Annotated in this window: 20 protein-coding genes; 16 read left to right on the forward strand and 4 right to left on the reverse strand. The window is 40.2% G+C overall.

Annotated elements, in window-relative coordinates:
- Window positions 1-287 precede the first annotated feature (287 nt).
- The 14 genes from AC0VYT_RS02260 (at window position 288) to AC0VYT_RS02325 (ending at window position 18,558) form a co-directional block, all read left to right on the forward strand.
- Entirely contained in the window at window positions 288-1,094 is an 807-nt protein-coding gene (locus tag AC0VYT_RS02260) for a hypothetical protein (RefSeq protein WP_248130372.1), read from the forward strand.
- Window positions 1,095-1,437: 343 nt separating this feature from the next.
- Window positions 1,438-2,988, forward strand: a complete 1,551-nt coding sequence (locus AC0VYT_RS02265) for a type I restriction-modification system subunit M (RefSeq protein WP_248130373.1) — start codon at window positions 1,438-1,440, stop codon at window positions 2,986-2,988.
- Window positions 2,985-4,190 carry a restriction endonuclease subunit S gene (locus AC0VYT_RS02270; protein ID WP_248130374.1) on the forward strand — a complete coding sequence of 402 codons (1,206 nt, stop codon included), beginning with the start codon at window positions 2,985-2,987 and terminating at the stop codon, window positions 4,188-4,190. The genes AC0VYT_RS02265 and AC0VYT_RS02270 overlap by 4 nt, the downstream gene beginning before the upstream one ends.
- A 54-nt stretch (window positions 4,191-4,244) precedes the next feature.
- The gene (locus tag AC0VYT_RS02275) at window positions 4,245-4,778 is read left to right on the forward strand and encodes a DUF2939 domain-containing protein (protein ID WP_248130375.1); all 534 of its coding nucleotides are present in this window, start codon (window positions 4,245-4,247) and stop codon (window positions 4,776-4,778) included.
- Window positions 4,779-4,806: 28 nt separating this feature from the next.
- Window positions 4,807-5,283, forward strand: coding sequence for a hypothetical protein (locus AC0VYT_RS02280; RefSeq protein ID WP_248130376.1), 477 nt, complete (start codon window positions 4,807-4,809; stop codon window positions 5,281-5,283).
- An 83-nt stretch (window positions 5,284-5,366) separates the two neighbouring features.
- Window positions 5,367-8,603: a type I restriction endonuclease subunit R gene (locus AC0VYT_RS02285; RefSeq protein WP_265776561.1), complete on the forward strand. Its 3,237-nt coding sequence runs from the start codon at window positions 5,367-5,369 to the stop codon at window positions 8,601-8,603.
- 345 nt (window positions 8,604-8,948) lie between these two features.
- A complete protein-coding gene (locus AC0VYT_RS02290; protein WP_005023400.1) occupies window positions 8,949-10,226 on the forward strand; it encodes a sensor histidine kinase in 1,278 nt (425 codons plus the stop codon).
- Window positions 10,227-10,289: 63 nt separating this feature from the next.
- Window positions 10,290-13,040, forward strand: a complete 2,751-nt coding sequence (gene glnE, locus AC0VYT_RS02295) for a bifunctional [glutamate--ammonia ligase]-adenylyl-L-tyrosine phosphorylase/[glutamate--ammonia-ligase] adenylyltransferase (protein WP_101160147.1) — start codon at window positions 10,290-10,292, stop codon at window positions 13,038-13,040.
- 26 nt (window positions 13,041-13,066) lie between these two features.
- Window positions 13,067-13,993 (forward strand): branched-chain amino acid transaminase, encoded by a 927-nt coding sequence (locus AC0VYT_RS02300; RefSeq protein ID WP_005023402.1) that lies wholly within the window; start codon window positions 13,067-13,069, stop codon window positions 13,991-13,993.
- A gap of 63 nt (window positions 13,994-14,056) precedes the next feature.
- Window positions 14,057-14,950 (forward strand): ELM1/GtrOC1 family putative glycosyltransferase, encoded by an 894-nt coding sequence (locus tag AC0VYT_RS02305; RefSeq protein ID WP_101160150.1) that lies wholly within the window; start codon window positions 14,057-14,059, stop codon window positions 14,948-14,950.
- A 21-nt stretch (window positions 14,951-14,971) separates the two neighbouring features.
- Window positions 14,972-16,000, forward strand: coding sequence for a glycosyltransferase family protein (locus AC0VYT_RS02310; protein ID WP_101160153.1), 1,029 nt, complete (start codon window positions 14,972-14,974; stop codon window positions 15,998-16,000).
- Entirely contained in the window at window positions 15,997-16,752 is a 756-nt protein-coding gene (locus AC0VYT_RS02315) for a polysaccharide deacetylase family protein (protein ID WP_005016460.1), read from the forward strand. Before AC0VYT_RS02310 ends, AC0VYT_RS02315 begins: the two co-directional genes overlap by 4 nt.
- Window positions 16,749-17,516 (forward strand): glycosyltransferase family 2 protein, encoded by a 768-nt coding sequence (locus AC0VYT_RS02320; RefSeq protein WP_005016449.1) that lies wholly within the window; start codon window positions 16,749-16,751, stop codon window positions 17,514-17,516. Before AC0VYT_RS02315 ends, AC0VYT_RS02320 begins: the two co-directional genes overlap by 4 nt.
- 7 nt (window positions 17,517-17,523) lie before the next feature.
- Window positions 17,524-18,558 (forward strand): glycosyltransferase, encoded by a 1,035-nt coding sequence (locus AC0VYT_RS02325; protein WP_005016447.1) that lies wholly within the window; start codon window positions 17,524-17,526, stop codon window positions 18,556-18,558.
- Here AC0VYT_RS02325 and AC0VYT_RS02330 read toward each other — a convergent pair.
- Complete coding sequence (locus AC0VYT_RS02330) at window positions 18,555-19,448, reverse strand: glucosamine inositolphosphorylceramide transferase family protein (RefSeq protein ID WP_005016446.1); 894 nt, start codon at window positions 19,446-19,448, stop codon at window positions 18,555-18,557. The two genes, AC0VYT_RS02325 and AC0VYT_RS02330, sit on opposite strands and share 4 nt — an antisense overlap.
- Before the next feature lie 18 nt (window positions 19,449-19,466).
- Window positions 19,467-20,282: a glycosyltransferase family 25 protein gene (locus tag AC0VYT_RS02335; protein WP_005016445.1), complete on the reverse strand. Its 816-nt coding sequence runs from the start codon at window positions 20,280-20,282 to the stop codon at window positions 19,467-19,469.
- 218 nt (window positions 20,283-20,500) lie between these two features.
- Between AC0VYT_RS02335 and AC0VYT_RS02340 the strand changes: the two genes are divergently transcribed.
- On the forward strand, window positions 20,501-21,289 hold the full coding sequence (locus AC0VYT_RS02340) for a glycosyltransferase (RefSeq protein WP_005016431.1): 789 nt from the start codon (window positions 20,501-20,503) through the stop codon (window positions 21,287-21,289).
- A 65-nt stretch (window positions 21,290-21,354) separates the two neighbouring features.
- Window positions 21,355-22,506 (forward strand): glycosyltransferase family 4 protein, encoded by a 1,152-nt coding sequence (locus AC0VYT_RS02345; RefSeq protein WP_005016428.1) that lies wholly within the window; start codon window positions 21,355-21,357, stop codon window positions 22,504-22,506.
- A 37-nt stretch (window positions 22,507-22,543) separates the two neighbouring features.
- Here AC0VYT_RS02345 and AC0VYT_RS02350 read toward each other — a convergent pair whose 3' ends face one another.
- The gene (locus tag AC0VYT_RS02350; RefSeq protein ID WP_005016427.1) at window positions 22,544-22,762 is read right to left on the reverse strand and encodes a hypothetical protein; all 219 of its coding nucleotides are present in this window, start codon (window positions 22,760-22,762) and stop codon (window positions 22,544-22,546) included.
- 109 nt (window positions 22,763-22,871) lie between these two features.
- Window positions 22,872-24,656 carry an aspartate--tRNA ligase gene (aspS, locus tag AC0VYT_RS02355; RefSeq protein WP_005016423.1) on the reverse strand — a complete coding sequence of 595 codons (1,785 nt, stop codon included), beginning with the start codon at window positions 24,654-24,656 and terminating at the stop codon, window positions 22,872-22,874.
- Window positions 24,657-24,668 lie beyond the last annotated feature (12 nt).

Consider the following 24,668-nt stretch of genomic DNA (forward strand, 5'->3'; position numbering starts at 1 on the left):
TCCTGGATATCTGGTCTGTACTATGTTGGGGGAATAGCTAGTGAGCGAAAGACTACTATGTTGTCACTATGATCTGATCAGGTTTTTGATTGGTTAAAAAGTAGCTAAACGATTGATTGTTATGTTGAATATATGAATATATTATATAATTATACTATTAATTAATGGTAGGGGTAGCTATATTCTAAATGTAGGTATTTAGAACAATTCCTATAAAAGTGAAAGATATAGTATAAGAAGAACAATTCTCTTAAAATCCATGAAATTTGAGTATTCTGGTTTCATTTATGGATTATTCACATCTTCAACATATTGCTTTAAAAGTTTGTCAGCAAGCAGACAAATTCAATATTCCTTATAAAGTGTATTGGTATTCACCCGATTCAAGAAAAGCTAACCCTAAGACAAAGATAGGTCACTATGTACAACCAAACGGAAAGTGTTCGTTTACTCATGGTTGTAAATGCATCATTTTGTTTAAAAGGGAACACTTTAAGCAGATTCAAGTCATTTTCAACCTATATCGAGGACAGGTTCCTAGAATCAAAGAGCTTGAGAATTTCAAATGTAAAGATGATATAGGCTTTGATGTCTATCAAAGAGTAAATGAGCTTCATCTGTTTATTGAGCCTGACAATGTTTCTTCTAAAGAATTTACAGTCGAAGGGATTAAGAAGAAGATAGATTATTGGAAGAAATGTCAGCTTCAAGTGCTGGAGAACATTCAGCCTCCTATGACCCAAAGAAACATTGATAGTTATATGAATAGTCTCACGCATGTTTTTGATCAGGCAATCGCTTACTTACAAGCCAAGAATAATCCCAATGCAAAACTCAGAGTAAGACGAAATAGTGGCGTTAGACACAGAATGGTTAGAGTTGATCTAGCTGATAGAAAGTCAAAAAAAGAGGGATTCTCTGATTTGGTTTTTGTATTTAGTGCAAGACGTAACTTCTCTCATGTCCAATTACCTAAAGAACCAAGCCCGACAAGAAAACCAAGATCAGACAGTATTAAGGCTCAGTATTATGCTAATCCATTGGCTTTCAAATATTACGATAATTTTGGCATCTTTGAGATCTATGATCGCTAGGTAACTAGCATATCAATGTGCTTCGTATCTATAACTCGTCGCATCTTCGCACGCTCGATGCTCCTCATTGATACGAAGCACGCTTCGCACTTCTTCTCTTGGTTTATTGGTCTTTCATTCGCTGGCCTTCACTTAAGCATATACCCTCGTCACAAATACTGCGTATTTGCTCCTCGGTATATGCTTAAGTGAAGGGAACAGAGCATCCTCAATCTTCATTCATTGGTTTCAAGGAATAAAAAGAACGTCAATTCATGTCACGCACGTACTTACACACGTACTCAATATTGGTTACTATTCACCTAACTAAAACTAGATAAGCTATTCATTGCAGGTTGATTTTATGGCTCGTGCTCCAAAGAAAGAAACCAAACAAGAACCATTAGAGGTTGTACTGTGGAAAGCAGCAGACAAACTTCGCAAGAACATTGATGCTGCTGAGTACAAGCATGTTGTTCTTGGTTTGATCTTCTTGAAGTACATCTCTGACTCATTTGAAGCCCACTACAACTTACTGGTTTTAGGTGAAGGAGAGTTTGCAGGAGCTGACCCTGAAGACCGTGATGAATACACTGCATACAACGTCTTCTTCGTTCCTGAGAATGCACGTTGGTCATTCCTGTTAAACCAAGCCAAACAACCTAACATTGGCAAGTTAGTCGATGATGCAATGGAAGCCATCGAGAATGACAACCCTCAATTGAAAGGTGTACTTCCTAAAGTCTATGCACGTCAGAATCTCGATCCTACGAGCCTAGGAGAGCTGATTGATCTGATTGGTAACATTGCACTAGGTGATGCGAAATCTCGCTCTGCTGACGTTCTAGGGCACGTATTTGAGTACTTCCTTGGTGAGTTCGCTTTAGCTGAAGGTAAGCAAGGCGGGCAGTTCTACACACCTAAATCCATCGTAAGCCTATTGGTCAATATGCTTGAGCCATACAAAGGACGTGTATTCGATCCTTGCTGTGGTTCGGGTGGGATGTTCGTTCAGTCTGAGAAGTTCGTAGAGTCGCATCAGGGCTTGGTTGATGACATTTCCATCTATGGTCAAGAAAGTAACCAGACCACTTGGCGTTTGGCCAAGATGAACCTGGCAATTCGTGGCATCAACTCAGAGCATGTGAAATGGAACTCTGAGGGTTCATTCCTGAATGATGCACACAAAGACCTGAAGGCTGATTACATCATTGCCAACCCACCATTCAACGTCTCTGACTGGAGTGGTGAGCAATTGGTGGGAGATGCTCGCTGGTCATTGGGCACACCTCCTGCGGGTAATGCCAACTTCGCATGGATGCAACACTTCCTGTATCACATGTCACCTAAAGGTCAGGCAGGTGTAGTCCTTGCGAAAGGTGCATTGACTTCTAAGACCAGTGGTGAGGGTGAGATTCGTAAAGCCTTGGTTTCAGAAGCCAATGTCATTGACTGTATTGTGAATCTACCTGCCAAGCTGTTCTTGAATACTCAGATTCCTGCTGCTTTATGGTTTATGCGTCGTGATCGTGTTGGTTCAACCCAATACAAAGATCGTAGCAATGAAATCCTATTCATTGATGCTCGTAACTTGGGTCATCTCATTAACCGCAGAACCAAAGTATTGTCTGATGAAGATATTAAGCTGATTACTGACACTTACCACAATTGGCGTAACAAAGATGGTGAGTATGAGGATGTAGCAGGCTTCTGTGCATCTGTGACCTTGGATAAAGTGGCAGAGCTTGATTATGTTTTGACTCCAGGTCGTTATGTTGGTTTAGCTGATGATGAAGATGATTTTGACTTTAAGGAGCGTTTTACTAGCCTGAAAGCAGAGTTTGAGGTACAGCTTGCAGAGGAAGCTAAGCTAAACCAAGCCATTGCTGAGAATTTGGCAAAGGTGATTGTATGAGTGTTAAGTTCATCACCTTAGGGGAAACGCTAGTATCTTCAAATACTGGATTGGATGCTATTAAGAGAGCACCTATTGTAAGTTACCCAACACCAATTAGATGTCTGCGAATTCAGGATGTATCCCAATCTAAAGCTTTTGAAGATTGGGGATACACTGAAGTTGAATCTAAGAATTATGAAAAATTCCAACTGAAAGCTGGTGACATAATAGTTGCTCGAACAGGTAATACGGTTGGAGTTAATCAATTCATTAAACGTGACGTATCTGCTGTCTTCAATAATGGTTTGATACGATTAAGAGTTGATACTCAATGTTTTGACAGCAAATTTATTTATTTTAACTTCAGAACCTCTAGTTATCAGGGCTTTATTGAAAACATCTCTGGCGGTACTTCTACTCAGCCCAACATGCAAATTAATGCTTTGTTGACAATGGAAATACCTTCTTTTCCTCTCCCTGAACAAAAAGCCATAGCCTTAGTCCTTTCATCATTAGATGACAAGATTGACTTACTGCATCGTCAGAACAAGACCTTGGAAGCCATGGCTGAAACACTGTTTCGTCAATGGTTTATTGAGGAAGCGAAAGAGGATTGGGAGATATTCCAATTACAAGACTTGGCAAAGCTACAAATAGGAAGAACTCCACCTAGAAAAGAAAGTCATTGGTTTTCTGATAATACTAATGATATGAAATGGGTGTCTATTAAAGACTTAGGTGCTCATGGTATTTTTGTGACTTATTCAAGTGAATACTTACCTATATCAACTATAGACCATTTCAATATTCCAATTATTCCTGAAGGGACTGTAATGTTGAGCTTTAAGATGACAGTCGGACGGGTTGGAATAGCAATTGAGAATATGGTATCAAATGAGGCAATTGCACAATTCCAAATCAAAAAGCGTTTAACAAGTGAATTACTTTACTGCTTCTTGAAGCAATTCAATTTTGATACATTAGGTTCAACCTCATCTATCGTTACTGCTGTAAACACAGCTCTTCTGAAAGGAATTGAAATTGCTTTGCCAGAGGATGATCTTATTCAGGAGTTTACAGAACAGGTTAAGTCTTATTTTGATAAGGTCAAAGCAAATCAACTACAAATCCAAACACTTGAAAACTTAAGAGACACGCTTCTACCAAAGCTAATGAGTGGTGAAGTCAGAGTCCAATACCAAACAGAAGAAGTTGCATAACATTGAGGTGAAGTCATTTGATGGCTTCACCTTTTTTACATTCAGGGGGTAAACATGAACAAGAAGCTGCTAGGTGCTTTAATAGCAATCGTAGTCGTGATCTGTGGCTATTTGTATGCAACACCATATCTTGCACTCAACAACATCAAGAAAGCAGCACAAGCAGGCGATAGCGATACAGTATCGAAGTACATCGACTATCCAAGTGTTCGTCAGAGTTTCAAAGATCAAATGAATGCCAAGATGGCTAAAGAGCTGATGAATCAAGACAATGATGGATTTGCAGCATTAGGTGCAATGCTGGCTTCAACTATGGTCGACAAGATGGTTGATGGCTTTGTTACTCCTGAAGGAATGACCTTGATGCTCAAGGGTAAAAACTTGAAAGATGCTGAACAAAATCCCCAAGATACACAAACTGCTGAAACACAAGAACAACCTAAGCCAGAGTATGAAGCAGGCTATACCTCAATGAATGACTTTGAGGTGGTCATTAAAGATCAAGACCAATCCAAAGAAGTCAAAGTGCTCATGGTTCGTGATGGCTTAAGTTGGAAGATTCACAAGATCGCTGTGCCGATGGATTAAGTAAAAGAGAACAAAGAGGAAAAACAGAATGATAAAGCGCATGATTCAAATGGGATTTGGCTTGATTGCTGTAGTTAGCTTTGCTGCAACCGTTCAAGCAGCACCGGCTAAATTCAATCATAGCGGCATACAAAAAGGTAAAGTCATAGAAACCTGTTATCACTCTCCTTGTTCAGTAGCTAAGTTTGTCTCTTACAAACAACTGAACAAGACTGCGACAGAATCCAAGATTCAAGTCACCTTGCTGGGCGGTAGTCGTGAGTGGGAAGCCAAGAGAATTGACTGGAATAGATCGCCACATAAAGTCACTGTGAATTGCTCATACCAACGACCAACAGTTCAGATAGGTTCACAAAAGACTCTGATTCCACTCAATGATGGTTTAGGTGTTCCTGGAGTACTGATGGTAGATGCTGAACTCTATCTATATGTTTGCCATAAGTTTGAGGGCTCTATTGATAAAGCTGTGCAGAAGTATGGCTATAACGTGCAGGACGATGAATAAGGTTTCTCAGCTTTACATCATATAAAAATTAATGAGTCCAGGTTATATGGATAAGTTTAGGGGGAAGTAATCAAGTGACTAAGATGACCGAATCAGATATTGAGCTGATGGCGATAGAGCAACTGGAGGGAATGGGCTATACCTATGTGTATGGACCTGAGATCGAATCCAAAGGAAGCAATCCTCTGCGAAGCTATAAGCAGGTCATCTTGGAAGCCAAGGTGCTTGAAGCATTGCAGCGTCTCAATCCTCACTTGAATGAAGACAAGTACGTTGAAGCACTGAAGCAAGTCACCAATTTACAATCCCCTGATATGCTCAGCAACAACCAGACATTCCATCGCTTACTCACTGAAGGCATCAACATTGAAGTCAGCAAGGATGGTAACACTCAAGGTGAATATGCCTGGCTGATTGATCTCAATGAACCAACCAATAACGAATTTCTAGTCATCAACCAAGTCACCATCAAAGAAGATCGTTGGACCCGACGACCAGACCTGATCCTGTATGTGAATGGCTTACCATTGGTAGTCATCGAACTCAAGAACGCTACTGATGAAAATGCTACTGTAGATGGCGCATATAAGCAGATCCAGACTTATCAAAGCCAGATCCCATCACTGTTTACTTACAATGCTTTCAACGTCATCTCTGATGGTTTAGAGGCGAAAGCAGGGACTGTATCAGCAGACCTGAGTCGTTACATGGCGTGGAAGACAACTAATGGTCAAACCAAAGCAAAGAATACGCAGGCACAGCTTGAAGTCTTAATTCATGGTTTACTGAATCCAGTGACTTTACTGGACATGATTAGGCACTTCATTGTTTTTGAATCCAACAAACAAGAAGATGCCAATGGCTTGATCACTATTAAGACCATCAAGAAGATGGCTGCATACCATCAGTACTATGCAGTGAATGCAGCAGTCCTCTCTACTATTCGTGCGTCTGCAGTGAACTCGGACTCGAAGTCTGCAGAAGTCGCAATGCAGCATCAAGGCAGAAGTAAGCTCGAACTTGTGCAACAACAAGCAGTAGGAGACAAAAAGGCAGGTGTCGTTTGGCACACACAAGGCTCAGGTAAGTCTCTGTCCATGGTGTTCTATACAGGCAAGATTGTCCTGGCTTTGGATAACCCAACAGTAGTCGTGATCACAGACCGGAACGACCTGGATGATCAACTGTATGGAACCTTTGCTGCATCCAGTCAATTACTTCGTCAAACACCTAAGCAGGCAGAGAATCGAGAAGAACTCAAAGAGCTACTCAAGGTTGGTTCAGGTGGGGTGATCTTCACCACCATCCAGAAGTTCCAACCAGAAGATGGTGGAAGTGTCTACGAGCAACTCTCAGACCGAACCAATATTGTAGTGATTGCAGATGAGGCACATCGCTCACAGTATGGTTTCAACGCAAAGGAAGTGGATGTTAAAGATGATGATGGCAAGGTAGTAGGTAAACGTACTGTCTATGGCTTTGCCAAGTACATGCGCGATGCATTACCGAATGCTACTTACCTTGGCTTCACTGGTACACCAATTGAGAAGACAGATGTCAATACACCTGCAGTGTTTGGTAACTATGTCGACATCTATGACATCTCTCAGGCTGTTGAGGATGGTGCTACCGTTCGCATCTTCTATGAAAGCCGACTCGCCAAGATTGCCATCAGTGAGGAAGGCAAAGAGCTGATTGAAGACTTTGATGACCAGTTCACTGAAGAAGACCTCAACCAGACACAAAAAGAGCGAGCCAAGTGGGCAAGAGTCGAAGGACTCATTGGTAGTAAAGAGCGTATCAAAGCCATTGCCAAAGACATCGTAGAACACTTTGAACAACGTCTTGTTGCAAATGCAAACCAAGGTAAGGGCATGATCGTCAGCATGTCCCGCAGGATTGCTGTCGACCTCTACAACGAAATTGTAACGATCAAACCAGAATGGCATAGCGATGATCTAAACGATGGTGTGATCAAAGTGGTGATGACCTCATCTGCTTCTGATGGTAAGGAGATTGCCAAACACCATACGACCAAGCAACAACGCCAAATCCTGGCCAATCGTATGAAGGACAATGATGACAAGCTGAAACTTGTGATTGTTCGTGATATGTGGCTGACTGGTTTCGATGCACCGAGTATGCACACGCTATACATCGACAAGCCAATGAAAGGCCATAACCTCATGCAAGCGATTGCACGAGTGAACCGAGTCTACAAAGACAAGATTGGTGGCTTAGTTGTCGATTACCTTGGTATTGCCTCAGATCTGAAAGAGGCTCTGTCATTCTACTCTGAGGCAGGTGGTAAGGGTGATCCTGCACTGGTTCAAGACGAAGCTGCAACCATCCTGCAAGAGAAACTCGAAGTGCTTGATGGCATTATGCATGGCTTTAATTATCAGGAATACTTCACAGCCGATACCTCTCGTAAGTTGAACATCATTCTGGAAGCTGAGGAACACATCCTCGGTGTAGATCAGGGCGAAGGTAAGACACGATTCCTTAATGCTGTATCAGCCATGTCACAGGCATTTGCATTAGCTGTCCCTCATCCAAGTGCGATGGAAGCAGCACCAGTGGTTGCATTCTTCCAGGCTGTGAAAGCACGACTGGCCAAGTTCAGTGATGGCTCAGGCAAAATCTCAGGCCTGAGTAATGAAGCATTGGAAGCCAAGGTTAAACAAACTATTGACCAGGCACTGGTGACTGAACAGGTGGTGGACATCTTTGATGCTGCAGGAATCCAGAAACCAGACATCTCTATTCTCTCTGATGAGTTCATGCAGGAGATGAAAGGCTACAAGCACAAGAACATTGCACTGGAGACCCTTAAAAAACTACTTAGTGATGAGATCAAGGTGCGAGAGCAGCGCAGTGTGACCCAAGGCAAGAAGCTGATGGATATGCTGAGCTCTGCGATTAAGGGCTATCAGAACAAGGTACTCACCGCAGCAGAAGTCATTGATGAGCTGATCAAGTTAGCTAGAGCAATCCAAGAATCAGACAAGCTCGCTGAAGAGCTGAACCTGACTGAATATGAATATGCCTTCTACTCTGCTGTCGCGGATAACGAGAGTGCTCGAGAGTTAATGCAGAAGGAGATCCTACGCGAACTCGCTGTTGTTCTGACCGAGTCTATTCGCAAGAACGTGACCTTGGATTGGACCATTAAAGAAGCTGCCAGAGCAAAGCTGAGAGTCATCGTGAAACGACTACTCAAGAAGTATGGTTATCCACCTGATATGGCTTTACTGGCTACTGAGACTGTACTCGAACAGGCAGAGCAATTGGCAGAAGAACTGGCAAATGCAGCCTGAAAAACAGGGGTTAAATACTTGTTTTTGAATGGTTCATTTCGGCGAATGAGTACCTGAATGAGTACCTGGTTTATGGTATACTAAAAAAGTGCTAATGAAATCAAAGAGATGACGTGTCGGTTCGAGTCCGACCCTCGGGACCACTATAATTAGATCCAAATATCTATTATTATAATTTCCTTTATTTCAAATATTTACCAGTATATAACATGTTTTGTTTCTTAATTGTTATTATTGCCGTTGTATCTATGTCTAAAGTTTGCTAATTGTTTAATAAAGATTTATTTTTAACTGATTTTTACTGAAGTTGCGGTTATTACCTACAATATTTTTAATGAGGCGAGCATGACATTACAATTATTAGAGTTAGATCAGGCTGATCAGCTCAGTGCTTGTAAATTATCGTTATTACTGGGTATCTTCGAACCGCATAACCAGGTGGAATCCTGTTTACGTTTTGCTCGACGTATTTTAAGAAGTAAAAACGCTATTTTAACTTTTAAGGCAGAGCCTTATATCTGGTATCTTTCTTCAAAGGGTATGAGACTTTTTCATAGCCATCCTGATGCAGATTTAGGACCTTATTTCAATAGTCAACCTTATATAGACCAGCAACATTCTGATTATCACGGCTTTTGTCAGCATATTCGTCACTTGGGTGTAGAGCATCAGCGCATGGTTGCTTTTGATATGCTCAAGACTGATAAAGAATCAATTGGACAGATTCTGTTTTTTGATGACAGCTCTGAGCCTTTTGAAAATGAAGATATTGAGATAGTTAAAGATTACTGTGAACGTCTGGTTCGCTATTTAGAGTTAAAATTCGAGCATGCTGAACTTAAGGAATTATATGAACAGCAATCGGCATTAAATTTTAGTAAAACCAAGTTTTTCCAGATTATTGCACATGACCTGCGTGCACCTTTTCATGGGTTGCTCGGTTTCTCTGAAGTATTGTCACAAGAGCGCAATACGCTTGACGACTCCAGTATCCAGAATATTGCAGATTATCTTTATGATACTGCACAGTCGACTTATAACCTTTTAGAAAGCCTGCTCAACTGGGCAATGGCAGAAGGCGGCCGGTTTGTCTATCATCCGATCAACTTCAATTTAAAGCAGGTCACCAAAATTGTTCGTGATGTACTTAATACACTAGCGATTAAGAAAAACATTCAGTTAATTGATGAAGTGCCGGATGATCTCAAGGTATATGCAGATATTAATATGCTGACTTCGATTATCCAGAACCTGGTATCAAATGCATTAAAATTCACGCCAATGGACGGTACGGGTAAAGTGACCATTCAAGCACAGCCCGGCCCAGATGGGGTGGAAATTTATATCCGGGATACCGGCCTAGGTATGTCTGAAGCACAAATAGCGAATATTTTTCAGCCGCGGATTACTGTCAGCCTTAAAGGTACGGCGGGTGAAAAAGGAACAGGTCTGGGATTGACACTCTGTAAGCGGTTTGTAGACCTGAATAAAGGTGAAATTTGTGTCATGTCTAAGGAAGGTGAAGGTACTACTTTCAAAGTTACTTTGCCGGAAGCAACTGACCAGCATACGGTTTTGCCACTTGATATGGCGAAGTCAGACAGCACTACAAATTTAGTATAATTATTTTCCTAAAGCCAAATTCACCTGTTATAACTACATATAAATACAGGTGAAGGGTGGTTTATGAACGCGAAGCAGTTGCAAAAGACTTTAAGAGCCAGTCAATATGCTGAACAGATACTAGGTCTTTATCAAAACGAACTTGAACAAGATTATACTGTAGATCAGTTTGCAACCCCGCTATCACATGAACAGATTAAAGATCGGGTGTCTTCTGTACTTGACTCAATTCAGGATGAGCACGCATGGATGCGAGCGATCCGAATACTCCGTGCTCGTCTCATGTTTCGCTGGATCTGGCAAGATGCTAACCACCTGACTGATGTAGTTACACTTACACAAGAACTCTCAGATTTTGCTGATGCCTGTATTTGTGCAGCAAAGGCCTTCGCCCGTATTCCACTGGTATTAAAGCATGGCGAACCAATCGGTTATTCGGGCCAAGTCCAGGACCTGATTATTATTGCTATGGGAAAACTGGGAGCACAGGAACTTAATCTGTCGAGCGATATTGACCTGATTTTTGCCTTTGATGAGCAAGGCGAGACCAATGGCCGTAAATGTATTGATGTACAACAGTTCTGTATTGCGTGGGGCCAGAAAATTATTTATTTGCTGGAGCATATCACTGCTGAGGGTTTCGTCTTTCGTGTAGATATGCGCTTACGTCCCTGGGGAGATGGTTCGGCACTGGCCATTAGCCATGCAGGATTAGAAAAATATTTAAGCCAGCATGGGCGTGAATGGGAGCGCTATGCCTGGATCAAGGCCCGTATTGTGTCTGGTGGAAGGGCGGGCGAAGAGTTACTGGAAATGACCCGTCCTTTCGTGTTTCGGCGTTATGTCGATTACACCGCGTTTCAGGCCATGCGTGAAATGAAGGTCATGATTGAACGTGAAGTCATGCGCCGCAATATCGAAGACGATATTAAACTCGGTGCCGGTGGTATCCGTGAAGTTGAATTTATTGTGCAGGTTTTTCAGCTGATTTATGGTGGTTCCAAACTTGAACTACAGGAACGCCAGTGTCTGGCAAATTTGACGCATCTGAGCGAATCAGGTCTGCTTGAGCCAGAAGCTGTAGCGGATCTGGAAGATGCCTATCTGTTTCTGCGTCGTCTGGAACACGCCATTCAGGCACTGAATGATCAGCAGACCCAGTCCCTGCCGACTGAGCCGGAGCTGCGGCAGCGATTGATTGATACCTTGGGCTTTGATAGCTGGGAGAGTTTTCTGGAAGTCCTTAATCAGAAACGGTCTAAAGTCTCTTACCAGTTTGCACATCTGATTCAGGAGCGTGACAGGGAAGCACCAGTAGAGAACTTTCAGCATCTCGAAGAAGAGCTGGAGAGTGTGCTTGATTCCAATGCACAAAAGCTGATTCATGAGTTTTGGCATGGCCACGCCTTGAATAAGTTACCAGCTAAGGCCGTTCAACGTTTAAAAACTTTTTGGCCTTATCTGGTCGATGCAGTATTACAGTCGGATAAACCACAAGTTGCATTACTACGTTTAATGCCTTTAATTGAATCTGTAATGCGCCGTACGGTTTATCTGGTAATGCTGATTGAAAGTAAGGGAGCATTACAGCGTTTGGTAAAGATGGCCACAGTGAGTCCATGGATACTGGAGGAGCTGACTCATTACCCGGTATTGCTGGATGAGTTTCTCACAATGGACTTCGAGTTGCCCAAACGCCGTGATCTTGAAGATTCACTACGGCAGCAGCTCATACGCATTGAGCTTGAGCAGGTTGAAGACCAGATGCGGGCCTTGCGCCTGTTTAAAAAATCTAATGTCTTGGCTGTAGCAGCCAGCGATGTACTGGCAGAAAGTCCGCTTATGAAAGTATCTGATGCCCTGACAGACATTGCTGAAGTTTCTATTATTGCTGCATTGAATCTGGCCTATCAGATCGTGGCAAAAAAACATGGTTATCCACTAGACGCTGACGGACGACGCTGCTCCTTGGACTATCTCGGATTTTCTGTGGTGGGTTATGGTAAAGTCGGTGGTATTGAGCTGGGTTATGGCTCAGATCTGGATCTGGTGTTTATTCATTATATGAGCGAACAGGCGGATACAGATGGCCTGAGACCTATCAGCGGTTTCGAGTTTGCCATGCGAGTAGGGCAAAAATTTATATCTCTTATGACGACTCAGACCCTAGATGGACGAGTATATGAAGTAGATACACGGTTACGCCCTTCTGGAGAAGCTGGTCTGCTGGTGACCAGTTTAAAAGCCTTTGAACAATATCAATTAAAAAATGCCTGGCTTTGGGAGCATCAGGCATTGGTTCGGGCCCGTTCGATTGCTGGGGATGACAGTTTACGACAAAAATTTGAGGCGTTACGCTGCCGTATTTTAACTCTGCCGCGTGATGAAAAATTTGTGCGTACTGAAGTTTTAAAAATGCGTCAGAAGATGAAAGCCCACCTGGGTTCTTCCAAAGAACAGAAAAAAGGTGGAATTTTTCATTTAAAACAGGATGCGGGTGGTATCGTTGATATCGAATTTATGGCACAGTATATTGTGTTGGCATGGGGTGGGGCGAAACCGGATCTCGCTCACTATTCCGACAATGTAAGAATCCTAGAAGATGCTGCGAAAGCCGGTTACTTATCCAGTGACGATGCAACAGCACTGATTCAGGCTTATCTCAGTGAACGAGCCGAGAGCCACCGTTTAGCACTTGCAAATCAATCCATGCAAGTCAATGCTGCGGACTGGCACGATACCCGCGAGATCGTTTGCAAGTTATGGCAAAGATTAATAGATCCCATAGCAATACTTGCTTTGGATAGTGACTGACTGTGTAAAAATTTGGAGTGTGTGCCATGAATTTGGCTGATCGTGATGGTTTTATTTGGCAAGATGGACAACTGGTTGACTGGCGTGATGCAAAAATTCACGTCCTGACTCATACTTTACACTATAGTATGGGCGTGTTTGAGGGCGTCCGGGCATATGAAACTCCACAAGGCACAGCCATTTTTCGTCTACAGGACCACACCAAGCGCTTGTTAAACTCTGCAAAAATTTATCAGATGAAAGTTCCATTTGATCAGGCAACATTAGAGCAGGCGCAAATCGATGTGGTTCGTGAAAATAAGCTGGCATCTTGCTATTTACGTCCATTAATCTGGATTGGTTCTGAAAAACTTGGTATTGCTGCAACCAATAATACGATTCATGCGGCAGTTGCAGCTTGGGGCTGGGGTGCTTACCTGGGTGAAGAGGCAATGGCTAAAGGTATTCGTGTAAAAACTTCTTCCTTTACTCACCATCATCCGAATGTGACCATGTGTAAGGCCAAGGCTTCGGGTAACTATACGCTGTCTATTCTTGCGCACCAAGAAGTAGCACATTCAGGCTATGATGAAGCTATGCTGATGGACCCGCAAGGCTATGTATGTCAGGGTTCAGGGGAAAATGTTTTCCTAGTTAAGGATGGTGTGCTGCACACTCCGGATATTGCGGGTGGAGCATTGGATGGTATTACCCGTCAGACCGTCATTACAATTGCTAAGGATTTAGGCTATGACGTGGTAGAACGTCGTATTACCCGTGATGAATTCTATATTGCTGATGAAGCATTCTTCACCGGTACTGCAGCTGAAGTTACACCAATCCGTGAATATGATGACCGTGAGATTGGTTGTGGTGCACGTGGGCCAATCACTGAACAGATCCAGAGTACATTCTTTAATGCAGTGCAGGGTAAAGATCCGAAATATGCACACTGGTTAACTTACGTAAAATAAGTAAAGCCGATATGATTAAAAGGCGAAATTTTATTTCGCCTTTTTTTATTATGGAATTGGGTTATGCATATTCTTTATGTTAGTGATGGAAAGGCGGGGCACCGTTCACAGGCGCTGGGACTTTACCGCGCTATAGAAAGGCAATCTGTGCATAAAGTCAGTTTTGAGGAAATTTCAATTGAACAGCTGCCATTAATCAGCTTATTTCTTTCTGTTCTCAAAAAACAATCTCCTTTTTTAAAACAGACGCCTAATTATATTGTTGGGGTGGGAAGTCATACCCAGCTTCGAGTGCTGCTTTTAGGAAAAATTTACCCAAAAGCTAAAACTGTTATTTTAATGAAACCCAATTATCCATATATATGGTTTGATTATGTAGTGGTGCCACAGCATGATGGGCTAGCTAAACGGAACAATATTATTCTCACTCAAGGTGCATTAAACCCAATTGTGAATGAACAACGACATCAGACGGATCGTATTTTGATTGCGCTGGGAGGCACATCAAAACGCCATCAGTGGAATGAACAGAAAGTTCTCACAGCCATTCATGACATTGTAGAGTATAATCCGGCCTCTGAAATTATTTTAACGACCTCACGCCGTACGCCCTCAAACTTTTTGAGTTATTTGAGCAAGCAAGATTTTTCCAAGAAAATACAGATTTTTCCGGTAGAACAGACACTACAAGGCTGGATCTTTGAAGAAATGCAAAAAGCGCAGGCAGTCTGGGTAACCGAAGATAGTGTCTCTATGATCTATGAAGCATTAACTGCCGGATGCCGGGTGGGTGTAATGATGCTTGACCGCTTAAAACAGGACCGGATTACCCGATCTGTAGATAATTTACTGCAACAGCACATCATCAGTATCACTACCACTTTGCAACAGCTACCTGTACAGAATACTTTTAAAGAGGCTGAGCGTGTGGCAACATACCTTTTAGCAAAGAATTAAATTTTATATCTGAGTAAATAAATGAAAATATTGCATATTGCAAATTTTGGTTTTAATAAACAGGGTGCTCACTTTTATTGTACTGATCGCAAGATTTCGGCTGGATTAATTGAAAATGGCCATTTCGTTTATGATTTCAGTTTTCGGGATATGGCCCGAATGGGGACGATCTTTAAGACAAAAAAACTGGGGGCTAATTGGGCTAATAAAGAAGTTTTAAAAGTTGTTAATAATATTGAGCCTGATTTAGTTTTGATTGGACATAGTGACTTGATGAGTCCAGAAGTTTTAAGACAGATTAAAGAATCTTATCCAAATACTAAAATCGCATTTTGGTATGTCGATCCACTTTATCTTGAAAGCAAACTCGACTTTGTAAAATTATTTTCACCCTATCTTGATGCTATTTTTTGTACGACGGGTGGCGAATATCTTCAAAAGTTAAAGCAATCCCATTTAAGCGTAGCCTATATGCCAAATATTGGCCATCGTAATGTAGAAACGCTGCAACAGTTTTCAAATTCTAAAACTGACAAAACTTTTATTTTTTGCGGTGTGGTTTATAAAGAGCCCGAGCGTGAAAAGTTTTTAAAAGACTTAGCTGATGCATTACAGCAGGCTCGGGTCAACTATCAATACTATAGTTGTTTTGCACAGCAAGGTGTTTATGGCAAAGCGTATTATAAGGTTCTGTCTGAAACTAAAATGGGACTGAATTATTCGCGCCGTAATGATGTCACCTTATATAGCTCTGACCGTATTGTGCAGCTGACAGGTAATGGTTTACTCACCTTTAGCCCAAAAATTCCAGGTTTTGATAAACTCTACACCGAGCAGGAAGTGGTTTACTTTGATGACCAATTTGACTTGGCCAAGAAGATCCAATTCTTTGATCAAAATCCTGAGCAGGCTGAAAAAATAGCAAAAGAGGGATGGCAGAAGACCCGCAATTCTTTCAATGCTAAACGCATCACCCAATTTATGGTTGAAGTGACATTTAAGCAGCCCCTTTCAGAAGATTATGAATGGTCACATGAGGTGTATGCATGATGTGGTTTTTGTACGTTGCGGTAGGCCTGTTAGTACTTGCTGCATTGTTATATATGCTGGGTAATTATACTTTCTGGCTTCCGTTCCGTTCGAACAAATTACCACGCGTTGTCATGCTCCATCAGGTTACTCCTAAAGATGCAGCCTCTGGTATGAACATGCCTCCTGAAAAGTTTGAGCAACTCTTACAGTTGTTGACGCGTAAAAAAGCTATTTTTTGTTTTGTCTCTGAGCTTGAACAATATCGTCATCAAAAAAATGTGGTGGCTTTAAGTTTCGATGATGGGTTTATGGATAATTATCTTTATGCTTATCCATTACTTAAAAAATATAACGCGAAAGCAACTATTTATTTGGCAACTCAAATTGAAGGTATCGAAAAGCTGACTCATGAGCAAATTCATGAAATGGCGAATTCTGGTTTGATTGAGTTTGGTGCGCATACCCAGCATCATGTGAACTTACTTAAACTTGATGACCAAACTGCTTATGACGAGATGCTTCAGTCTAAGCGTGATGTTGAAGCATTAGTTGGCAAGTGCCCGAGTTTTGCTTATCCATTTGGTCGATTTAACGAAAAACACCAGAAAATGGCTCAAGAGATTGGCTTTAAAAACGCAGTATCGACTCGTAAAAAAATCGAAGCGTATGAAGTAGGTAATCAATTTAATATTCCACGTGTCAGCACGCATGGCGCCATGAATGCTTTACAGATGCGTATCGCCCTTGCTAAAGGACGTTATAAGTTATGAATAAAATTCCATGTAGTGTCTATATTGTCACTTTAAACTGTGGTGCTTGGTTAGAGCGAACTTTGCAAAGTGTCAGTGAGTTTGATGAAGTTATTATTTTAGACTCGGGCAGTACTGATAATACTTATGAAATTGCTCAGCACTTTGAAAATACGAAAATTTCTCACCAAGACTGGCAGGGTTATGCTGGGCAAAAAAGTTTGGCTTTAGCTAAATGCAGAAATGATTGGGTGCTTAACCTAGATGGCGACGAAGTCTTATCTAAGGAATTAAAACAAGAGATTGTTGAGAACATTCAACAGAACAAGTTTGATGCATTAATCACACCAATTAATGATGTGTTCTTAGGTGTTCCGAACAGTAAACATACTAAAAAACATGCAAAGGTGCGTTTTTTCCGTAAGTCTAAAGGGCATTATGACCTTGCCAATAAAGTCCATGAAAATGTGATTGTAGACGGTGAATCTCAGCGTGCTCAACACGATATTTATCATTATGGCGAGTCGAGCATTTTCGTTAAGGTCGAAAAAAATAACCAATATTCCAATCTTAAAGCATTAGAGAAATACCAAAAAGGAAAGTCTCCAAGCATTGCAAAATTGGTTTTGGTGATGCCAGTGACTTTTATGAAGTCTTATTTTATTCGCCGTAGTTTTTTAAATGGTTGGCGTGGTTTCGTAAATAGTATGATTAACGCATTTTATGCATTTCTAAAAGAAGCCAAACTGTTTGAACAGACCATGAATAAAGATAAAAATAAGTAGGCAAGCTATGAAAATTGTTCAGGTATTGGCAACAAGTGGTGGAGTTGGTGGATTAGAGCAGCACACTTTTAATCTTGTTAATGAGCTTGCTTTAAATCATGAAGTACATGTGATTGCACATCCTTGCTATGTAGACAAGTTTAGCCAACAAGTACATTTTCATGCTGTCGATTTTGCACGTAGCCGTTGGAATATTTTTTTACTTTGGCAACTTAAAAATCTAATTCAACAAATCCAACCCCCCATTGTTCATGCACAAGCAGGAAAAGCGGCTGAACTGATTGCCCGTATTAAGCCATTTTTATCTGGCCCAAAGTTTGTAACGACTGTTCATGGTACTAAAAAGAATAAATCTGCTTATTTAGCTGGTGATGCGGTTATTGCAGTAAGCCAAGCGCTCACGAAAGGTATTCCTGAGTCTAAAGCACACGTGGTTTATAACGGTGTATATCCTCAACCCGTACTTACAGTTGAAAATAAAGAAAAGTTACTCCAATCGATTCAAAAAGATTTTGCTGAGCTAGACACAAGCAAAAAAGTTGTTATGTGTATTGGGCGTCTAGAACCAGTAAAAAATATCAGTTTATTGATTGAGTCGATGCAACAGATTGATGCTAATTTATGGATTGTTGGTGACGGTTCACTTCGAGCAAGTTTGGTAAAGCAAGTCAGCGAATTGAAGATGCAAAATCGGGTCGCTTTTCTTGGGTTTAGAACTGATGCACGTGATCTGGTGCAACTGGCTGATATTGTGGTTCTATCATCAGACCGTGAAGGTTTTCCACTTGTTATGGTTGAAGCTTTACAGGCTCATAAAGCAATGGCCTCAACCAAAGTGAATGGTGTGATTGAGTGGTTGCCAGAGCAATATCTGGCACAAATTGGAGATGCAGAAGGTTTAGCAAAAGCGATTGAATATGCACTTCAACCTGAGGCACAAAATGACTTCAGCCCGCTATATGCAAAAGCCAAGGCTGAACTGACTGTGCCAGCCATGGCTGAGCAGACGCTTAATATTTATAAAGGTTTGCTGAACAGTTAATTATTTTTTGGTGTAAGGCGGATGGCATCAAGTACCACGAAGTTATCTTCGACATTAATGGTATGGCAACCATCATCTGCCTGATTCCATTCGGGTAAAACCACTTCTAGTAATTTTTCTTCATAAGCTGTTGGGCTAAGCTGAGTAATTGCCTTTAATTCAATATTGCCGCCATAACGTTTTAAAGAATCTTGGCTTGGTCGAACCAATTGTCCTTTATAAATAAAAGGTTTGCCTGCCATACGGAACTGCTGACTGCCACGACATACCGGATTCATTGGGTGTTCTTGCCAAGTAGGATTTAAAATATCTGTGGTAAAGAACAGGTCTAAACGATCACCAAACTTCTTACAATCACGACGCGTTGAGGTAAAAAGATACCATAAGCCCTCATGGTAAAAAGGGGTGCTATCGACTGCTTCAATATTTTCAATCAGATTAGAATGTTTTTCCCATTTCAGTGGAAACTCTGTACATTTCCAAAGTTCGATGGTCTTGTTGGCAGAAGTTTCTGGAATCATGTACCAAGTGTGATCTACTTTAAATACACAAGGATAGGAGAGATGATAATCGAGTTTTAATATGCTTTCAGGTGGTGTGTAAGTGCCATCCTTAAAGACTTCTAAAACCGAAAGAAAGCCTACCGGATGCTGATCATCGACTTCTTCAAAAAAAATGAAATGGCGGCCATTTTCATAAGCATGAAAGCTATCTGCAAATGTAAACTTTCTAGGGGAATGGATCTCAAAGAGTGAATCTAATTGCTCAAGTGTAGTAAAAGGTTGTTCTAACCAGCCAAAACGCATATACCAATGGGAGTCAAAAGTTTTTGCTTTTTTTGCTTGTTGGTACTTGTACCATTTTTTTTGAAGACCGCGAGTTATTAACATTTAATTACCTGTAGCTACTCATTTTTGTGTTTGGGCGGATTGGAGAAAGTATGCTAATCGAATAATTTTTTTGAAAATAAAAAGAGAAATAACCCGAGAAATTAAATCATTTTTCATTTTGTTAAAGTTCTTTTTAAAGCGATTTGGCTTTTTCATGTATATTTTTCTATCAGATGCAATATAGCTTTGCATCTCGTCGTCATGCTCAAAGCAATAGTAAAAAGGAGTGGAAATATCTCCTTCTAATAAATATTTCCAGTCATCAATATAAGTCAATTTCTTTATTTGCTTATGGATAAAATCTTGAGCAGTTTCTCGGGTTAAAGAGTAAGCATATGTGGCTGTATATAGGTCTTTAGGACCAGTCATATTGAAGTAAAGTTCATCATTACTTATGTATCCTCTTATTCGTCGTCTAGATGGTTCAGAGTGTCCTCCTAAGAATGCGAATGAAGGATCAGTCTGTAATAAAGAATGTAATCTCTGCTGTATATGTTTGGTTTGAAAAATTACATCATCTTCAATAATTATTATGCGGTCATACGCTGTATAATCACCTTGAGCTAGACGTTGCCAAATAATCATATGACTTAACCAGCAGCCTAGTTCACTTGGCCCTAATTCATGATCACATAATCCAGCAAACTGACGACTTAAATTTAAAAAAATTAAATATTCATTAGGAAGTTTTTTCCCATAAATAGCATCGAAAAATTCAAAATCAATTTGTATATCATGAATGGTTGATTGCAAATTTTGGTGTTGCTGTTTGATTTTTTCTTGGCGTTCATTACTTCCTTGCAAAGAGACACATAAGATAAGAATCTTTTTCATGTTTCAACTAACTTGATACAATACAATTTAGATATTCTATACTTCTGTATTTTTTGTTGATAGTCCTTCTACATATTCCTCTGACTTAGCTCTAAAATAATTTAGAAGTTAAAAAAGTAATATAGGTGGTTGCTTGTATCTTTGGTCAGGGCAATCAGATTATGTGAGGGTTAACAATAATTCTATGAGCAACAAGAATTTATAAAGGTTATATTTAAATGATGTCAAATAATTTATCTACCATTCATGCTTTGTGGATTGGAGAAAAACTCGGAGCAATTTCTAGATGTTGCTTACACTCTTTTGTAATGAGGGGGCATGAAGTCCATTTACATACATATGCAGATATTATAGATGTTCCAAAGGGAGTAAAGTTGGTAGATGCAAATAAAATTATTTCTAAAGACCAAATTATAAAGCATAAGGAAACAGGAAGTTATGCATTATTTTCAGACATTTTCCGTTATGAATTAATGCGTAAAGTTGATGGTGTCTATGTTGACTGTGATGTGTATTGTTTAAAACCTATTTCAATACCAGAGCATGGATACTTATTAGGCTTTGAGGATGATGAGTGGATTAACGGAGCGATTTTGCGTATTCCTAAAGAAAGCGATTTACTTAAAGAACTATTAAAAGCGGCATATGATCCATTTTTTGTACCACCATGGTTCTCTATGAGTAAACAATTTAAATTAAAAACAAAAAAAATAATGGGAATTGGAAAAAGTTTAGCAGATATGCCATGGGGAGTTATTGGTCCTAAAGCTATTACTTATTATGTTAAGCAATTGGACTTAAAAAATAATATTCAACCCATTGATATTTTTTATCCTGTTCACTATCAATGTATAAGTCAGCTTTGTGATCCTGCCCTCACTATAGATGATATTACTACTTCTCGTACTACTTGTATTCATTTATATAACGAGATGTTAAAAGGTATAAAACTAGAGGAATTAGATGATCGTACTATTATGTCACGTCTTTTAAAATGTGATATTTAACCGTTTATTAAGATAATTAAAGCAAGTTTGAATTATACATTTGATTAATGTATTGAGGGTGTTTAATGAGTGGGTATAATAGGCCAATTAGAGTTGGTTTAATTATTGATGAGTTTTTTGGTGGTGCTAATACTGCTTTTGGTGGTTATGGGTTTTTAGCGAGGAATCATATAGCTAAATATATTCCAAATGCGGATATCCAAATTGATGTGTTACTAGGTAAAGGCAGTAAAAAACTCTTTGCTGAAGAATATTTAGTAGATGACGTTAAATTATATCGACTTCCGCGTAGAAAATGGTTTGCACGTCGCTGGCTTAGGAAAAAAAATTATGATATTTATTTAAGTGTTGAATTAACATTTAGTTATGTATTGGAAAATGAATTAGATAAAACTAAAAAATTAATTTTATGGATACAAGATCCAAGACCTACCTATGAGTGGGAGGAAATTAATACAGTTAAATTATTTCCTGAAACTAATTATTATAATCAGAAAATATATGATCTAGTACATGATTGGTATATTAATGACCGTGTGAAGTTTATTTCGCAGGGATATTTTCTTAATCAGAAAGCTATAGATTTATATCAATTAGAAAAAAGTGTTCCCATAGAATATGTGCCTAATCCAATTGATATTGATTTCAATTTTGATGTTAAAACTTATGTTAAAAAGAATATAATCATTTTTTTAGGTCGTTTAGAATCTGTAAAACGGGGCTGGCTATTTTGTGAAATTGCAAAAAGAATGCCGCAATATGAATTCTATGTATTAGGACAGACATTTAGAGAGGAAAGTAAAAATAATGAGATTATGAAAAGATATCAAAATATTAATAATTTACATTTTGCGGGTCATGTTGAAGGCAGTGAAAAAGAAAAATTTTTAAAAGATGCTAAATTACTTATTAACACCTCTATTCATGAAGCCTTACCTATTTCATTTTTAGAAGCACTTTCTTTTGGAGCTTTATTAGTAAGTAACCGTAATCCTGAAGAATTAACGAGTAAATTTGGAATTCACGTAGGAGATGTATTAGGAGATGGCTTTGAAAAAGTTCATTTATATGTTGAAGCTATTAAATCTTTAATGGAAAATGAAGAACAGAGACATGTTTTAGCAGTACAAGCTAGAAAATATGTTGAGGAATATCATAACGTAGCAGATTTTACTAAAAAATTAAGAAATATCTTGTTTCAAGAAGTAAAGTCTTAAGAATAAGATCCCGTATTTATAAATACGGGTAATTTTCTTACTCTTTATCCGAATTTCCTTTCAATACCATATAAATCAGTGAAACAAAGATTAGAAGAGCGCCACCTAAACTGCTGACACAGAAATAAAGAATTCGCTGATTAGTATCAAGAGACCATAAGTCATTGGCCAAGATATAACGCATGAAAAGCCACTGCACAAATGAAAATACAATAATCACAATTGCACGACGACGGACTTCAGGACGCATAGCCATGAGCAATAACCTCAAATTTGAATGGCCTTTATTATGCCATTGCTCAGGTATGTTCACAATCCAAGAAAAAGCCCCGCAAGTCGCGGGGCTTATTTAAATCTTCAAGATATTATTCTTGAGATTCAGCTTTTGGTTTTTCACGTAAACGGATACCTAAATCACGTAGTTGATTTGCCTCAACCGGCGCAGGTGCCTGAGTCAGTGGACACTCGGCAGTTTTAGTTTTAGGGAACGCAATCACATCACGAATTGAAGATGCACCAGTCATCAGCATGACCAGACGATCCAGACCAAATGCCAAACCGCCATGTGGAGGAGCTCCATAACGAAGGGCATTGAGCAGGAAGCTGAATTTCTCTTCTGCTTCTTCTTCATTAATACCAAGTGCTTCGAAGATTGCTTTTTGCATTTCTAAAGTATAAATACGAAGTGAACCGCCACCGATTTCAGTACCGTTCAATACCATATCATAAGCAACAGATAATGCTTCACCTGGATTGTTCTTCACTTCCTCAACGCTTGATTTCGGCAGCGTGAATGGGTGGTGAACAGAAGTCCATTTGCCATCATCTGTTTCTTCGAACATTGGGAAATCAACCACCCAAAGCGGAGCCCACTCACATGTCGCAAGATTCAAGTCATGACCAATTTTCACACGAAGTGCACCCATTGCATCATTGACGACTTTCGCTTTATCCGCACCGAAGAATACGATGTCACCATTTTCAGCACCAACACGTTTCAACAGATCCAGCACGATTGGCTCAATGAATTTCACGATTGGAGATTGAAGGCCTTCAATACCTTTTTCAAGTTCATTGACTTTGATGTAAGCCAAGCCTTTTGCACCGTAGATGCCAACAAACTTGGTATATTCATCAATTGCGCTACGTGGAAGTGAGCCTGCGCCTGGGACGCGAAGTGCGACAATACGGCCTTTCGGATCTTTTGCAGGACCTGCGAATACCTTGAACTCAACGTCTTGCATTAAATCTGCAACGTCAACGAGTTTCAAGGGAATACGCAAGTCTGGTTTATCAGACGCGTAGTCACGCATTGCCTCGCTATACGGCATACGTTGGAATTTGTCGAATTTGATGCCCAGAAGTTCGTCGAACATCTTAACAGTCATACCTTCCATCAAATCCATGATGTCATCGTCACTCATGAACGATGTTTCAATATCGATTTGAGTAAATTCAGGCTGGCGGTCTGCACGCAAGTCTTCATCACGGAAACATTTTGCAATTTGGTAGTAACGGTCAATACCGCCCACCATCAATAACTGTTTGAATAGCTGTGGAGATTGTGGCAAGGCATAGAAGCTGCCATTTGAAACACGGCTTGGTACCAGGTAATCACGTGCACCTTCAGGCGTTGCACGAGTTAAAATTGGAGTTTCAACATCAAGAAAGCCATTCTCATCAAGATAATTACGGATCAGATTGGTAACTTTAGAACGGAAACGTAAACGGTCCAGCATCTCCGGACGGCGAATGTCTAAAAAGCGGTATTTCAAACGAATTTCTTCAGAGATATTCGTATTTTCATCATTCAACGGGAATGGAGGTGTTTCAGACTGAGCCAAAACTTCAATTTCTTTACCTAATACTTCAATCTGGCCACTGATCATATTGGCATTTTCTGTACCCGCATAGCGGCGACGTACACGACCAGTAATTTTCAATACATATTCAGAACGAGCTTTGTCCGCTGTTGCAAACGCTTCAGGTGTATCTGGGTCAATAACCACTTGAACTAGACCGTCGCGGTCTCGCATATCAAGGAAGATCACACCACCGTGGTCACGGCGACGGTGTACCCAGCCACACAGAGTTACGGTTTGGTCAATTTGAGCTTCGGTTAAAGAACCGCAGTAATGAGTTCGCATCATAGCGTCTAAAAT

The organism is Acinetobacter sp. QJM3NY_42 (genome assembly GCF_056173745.1).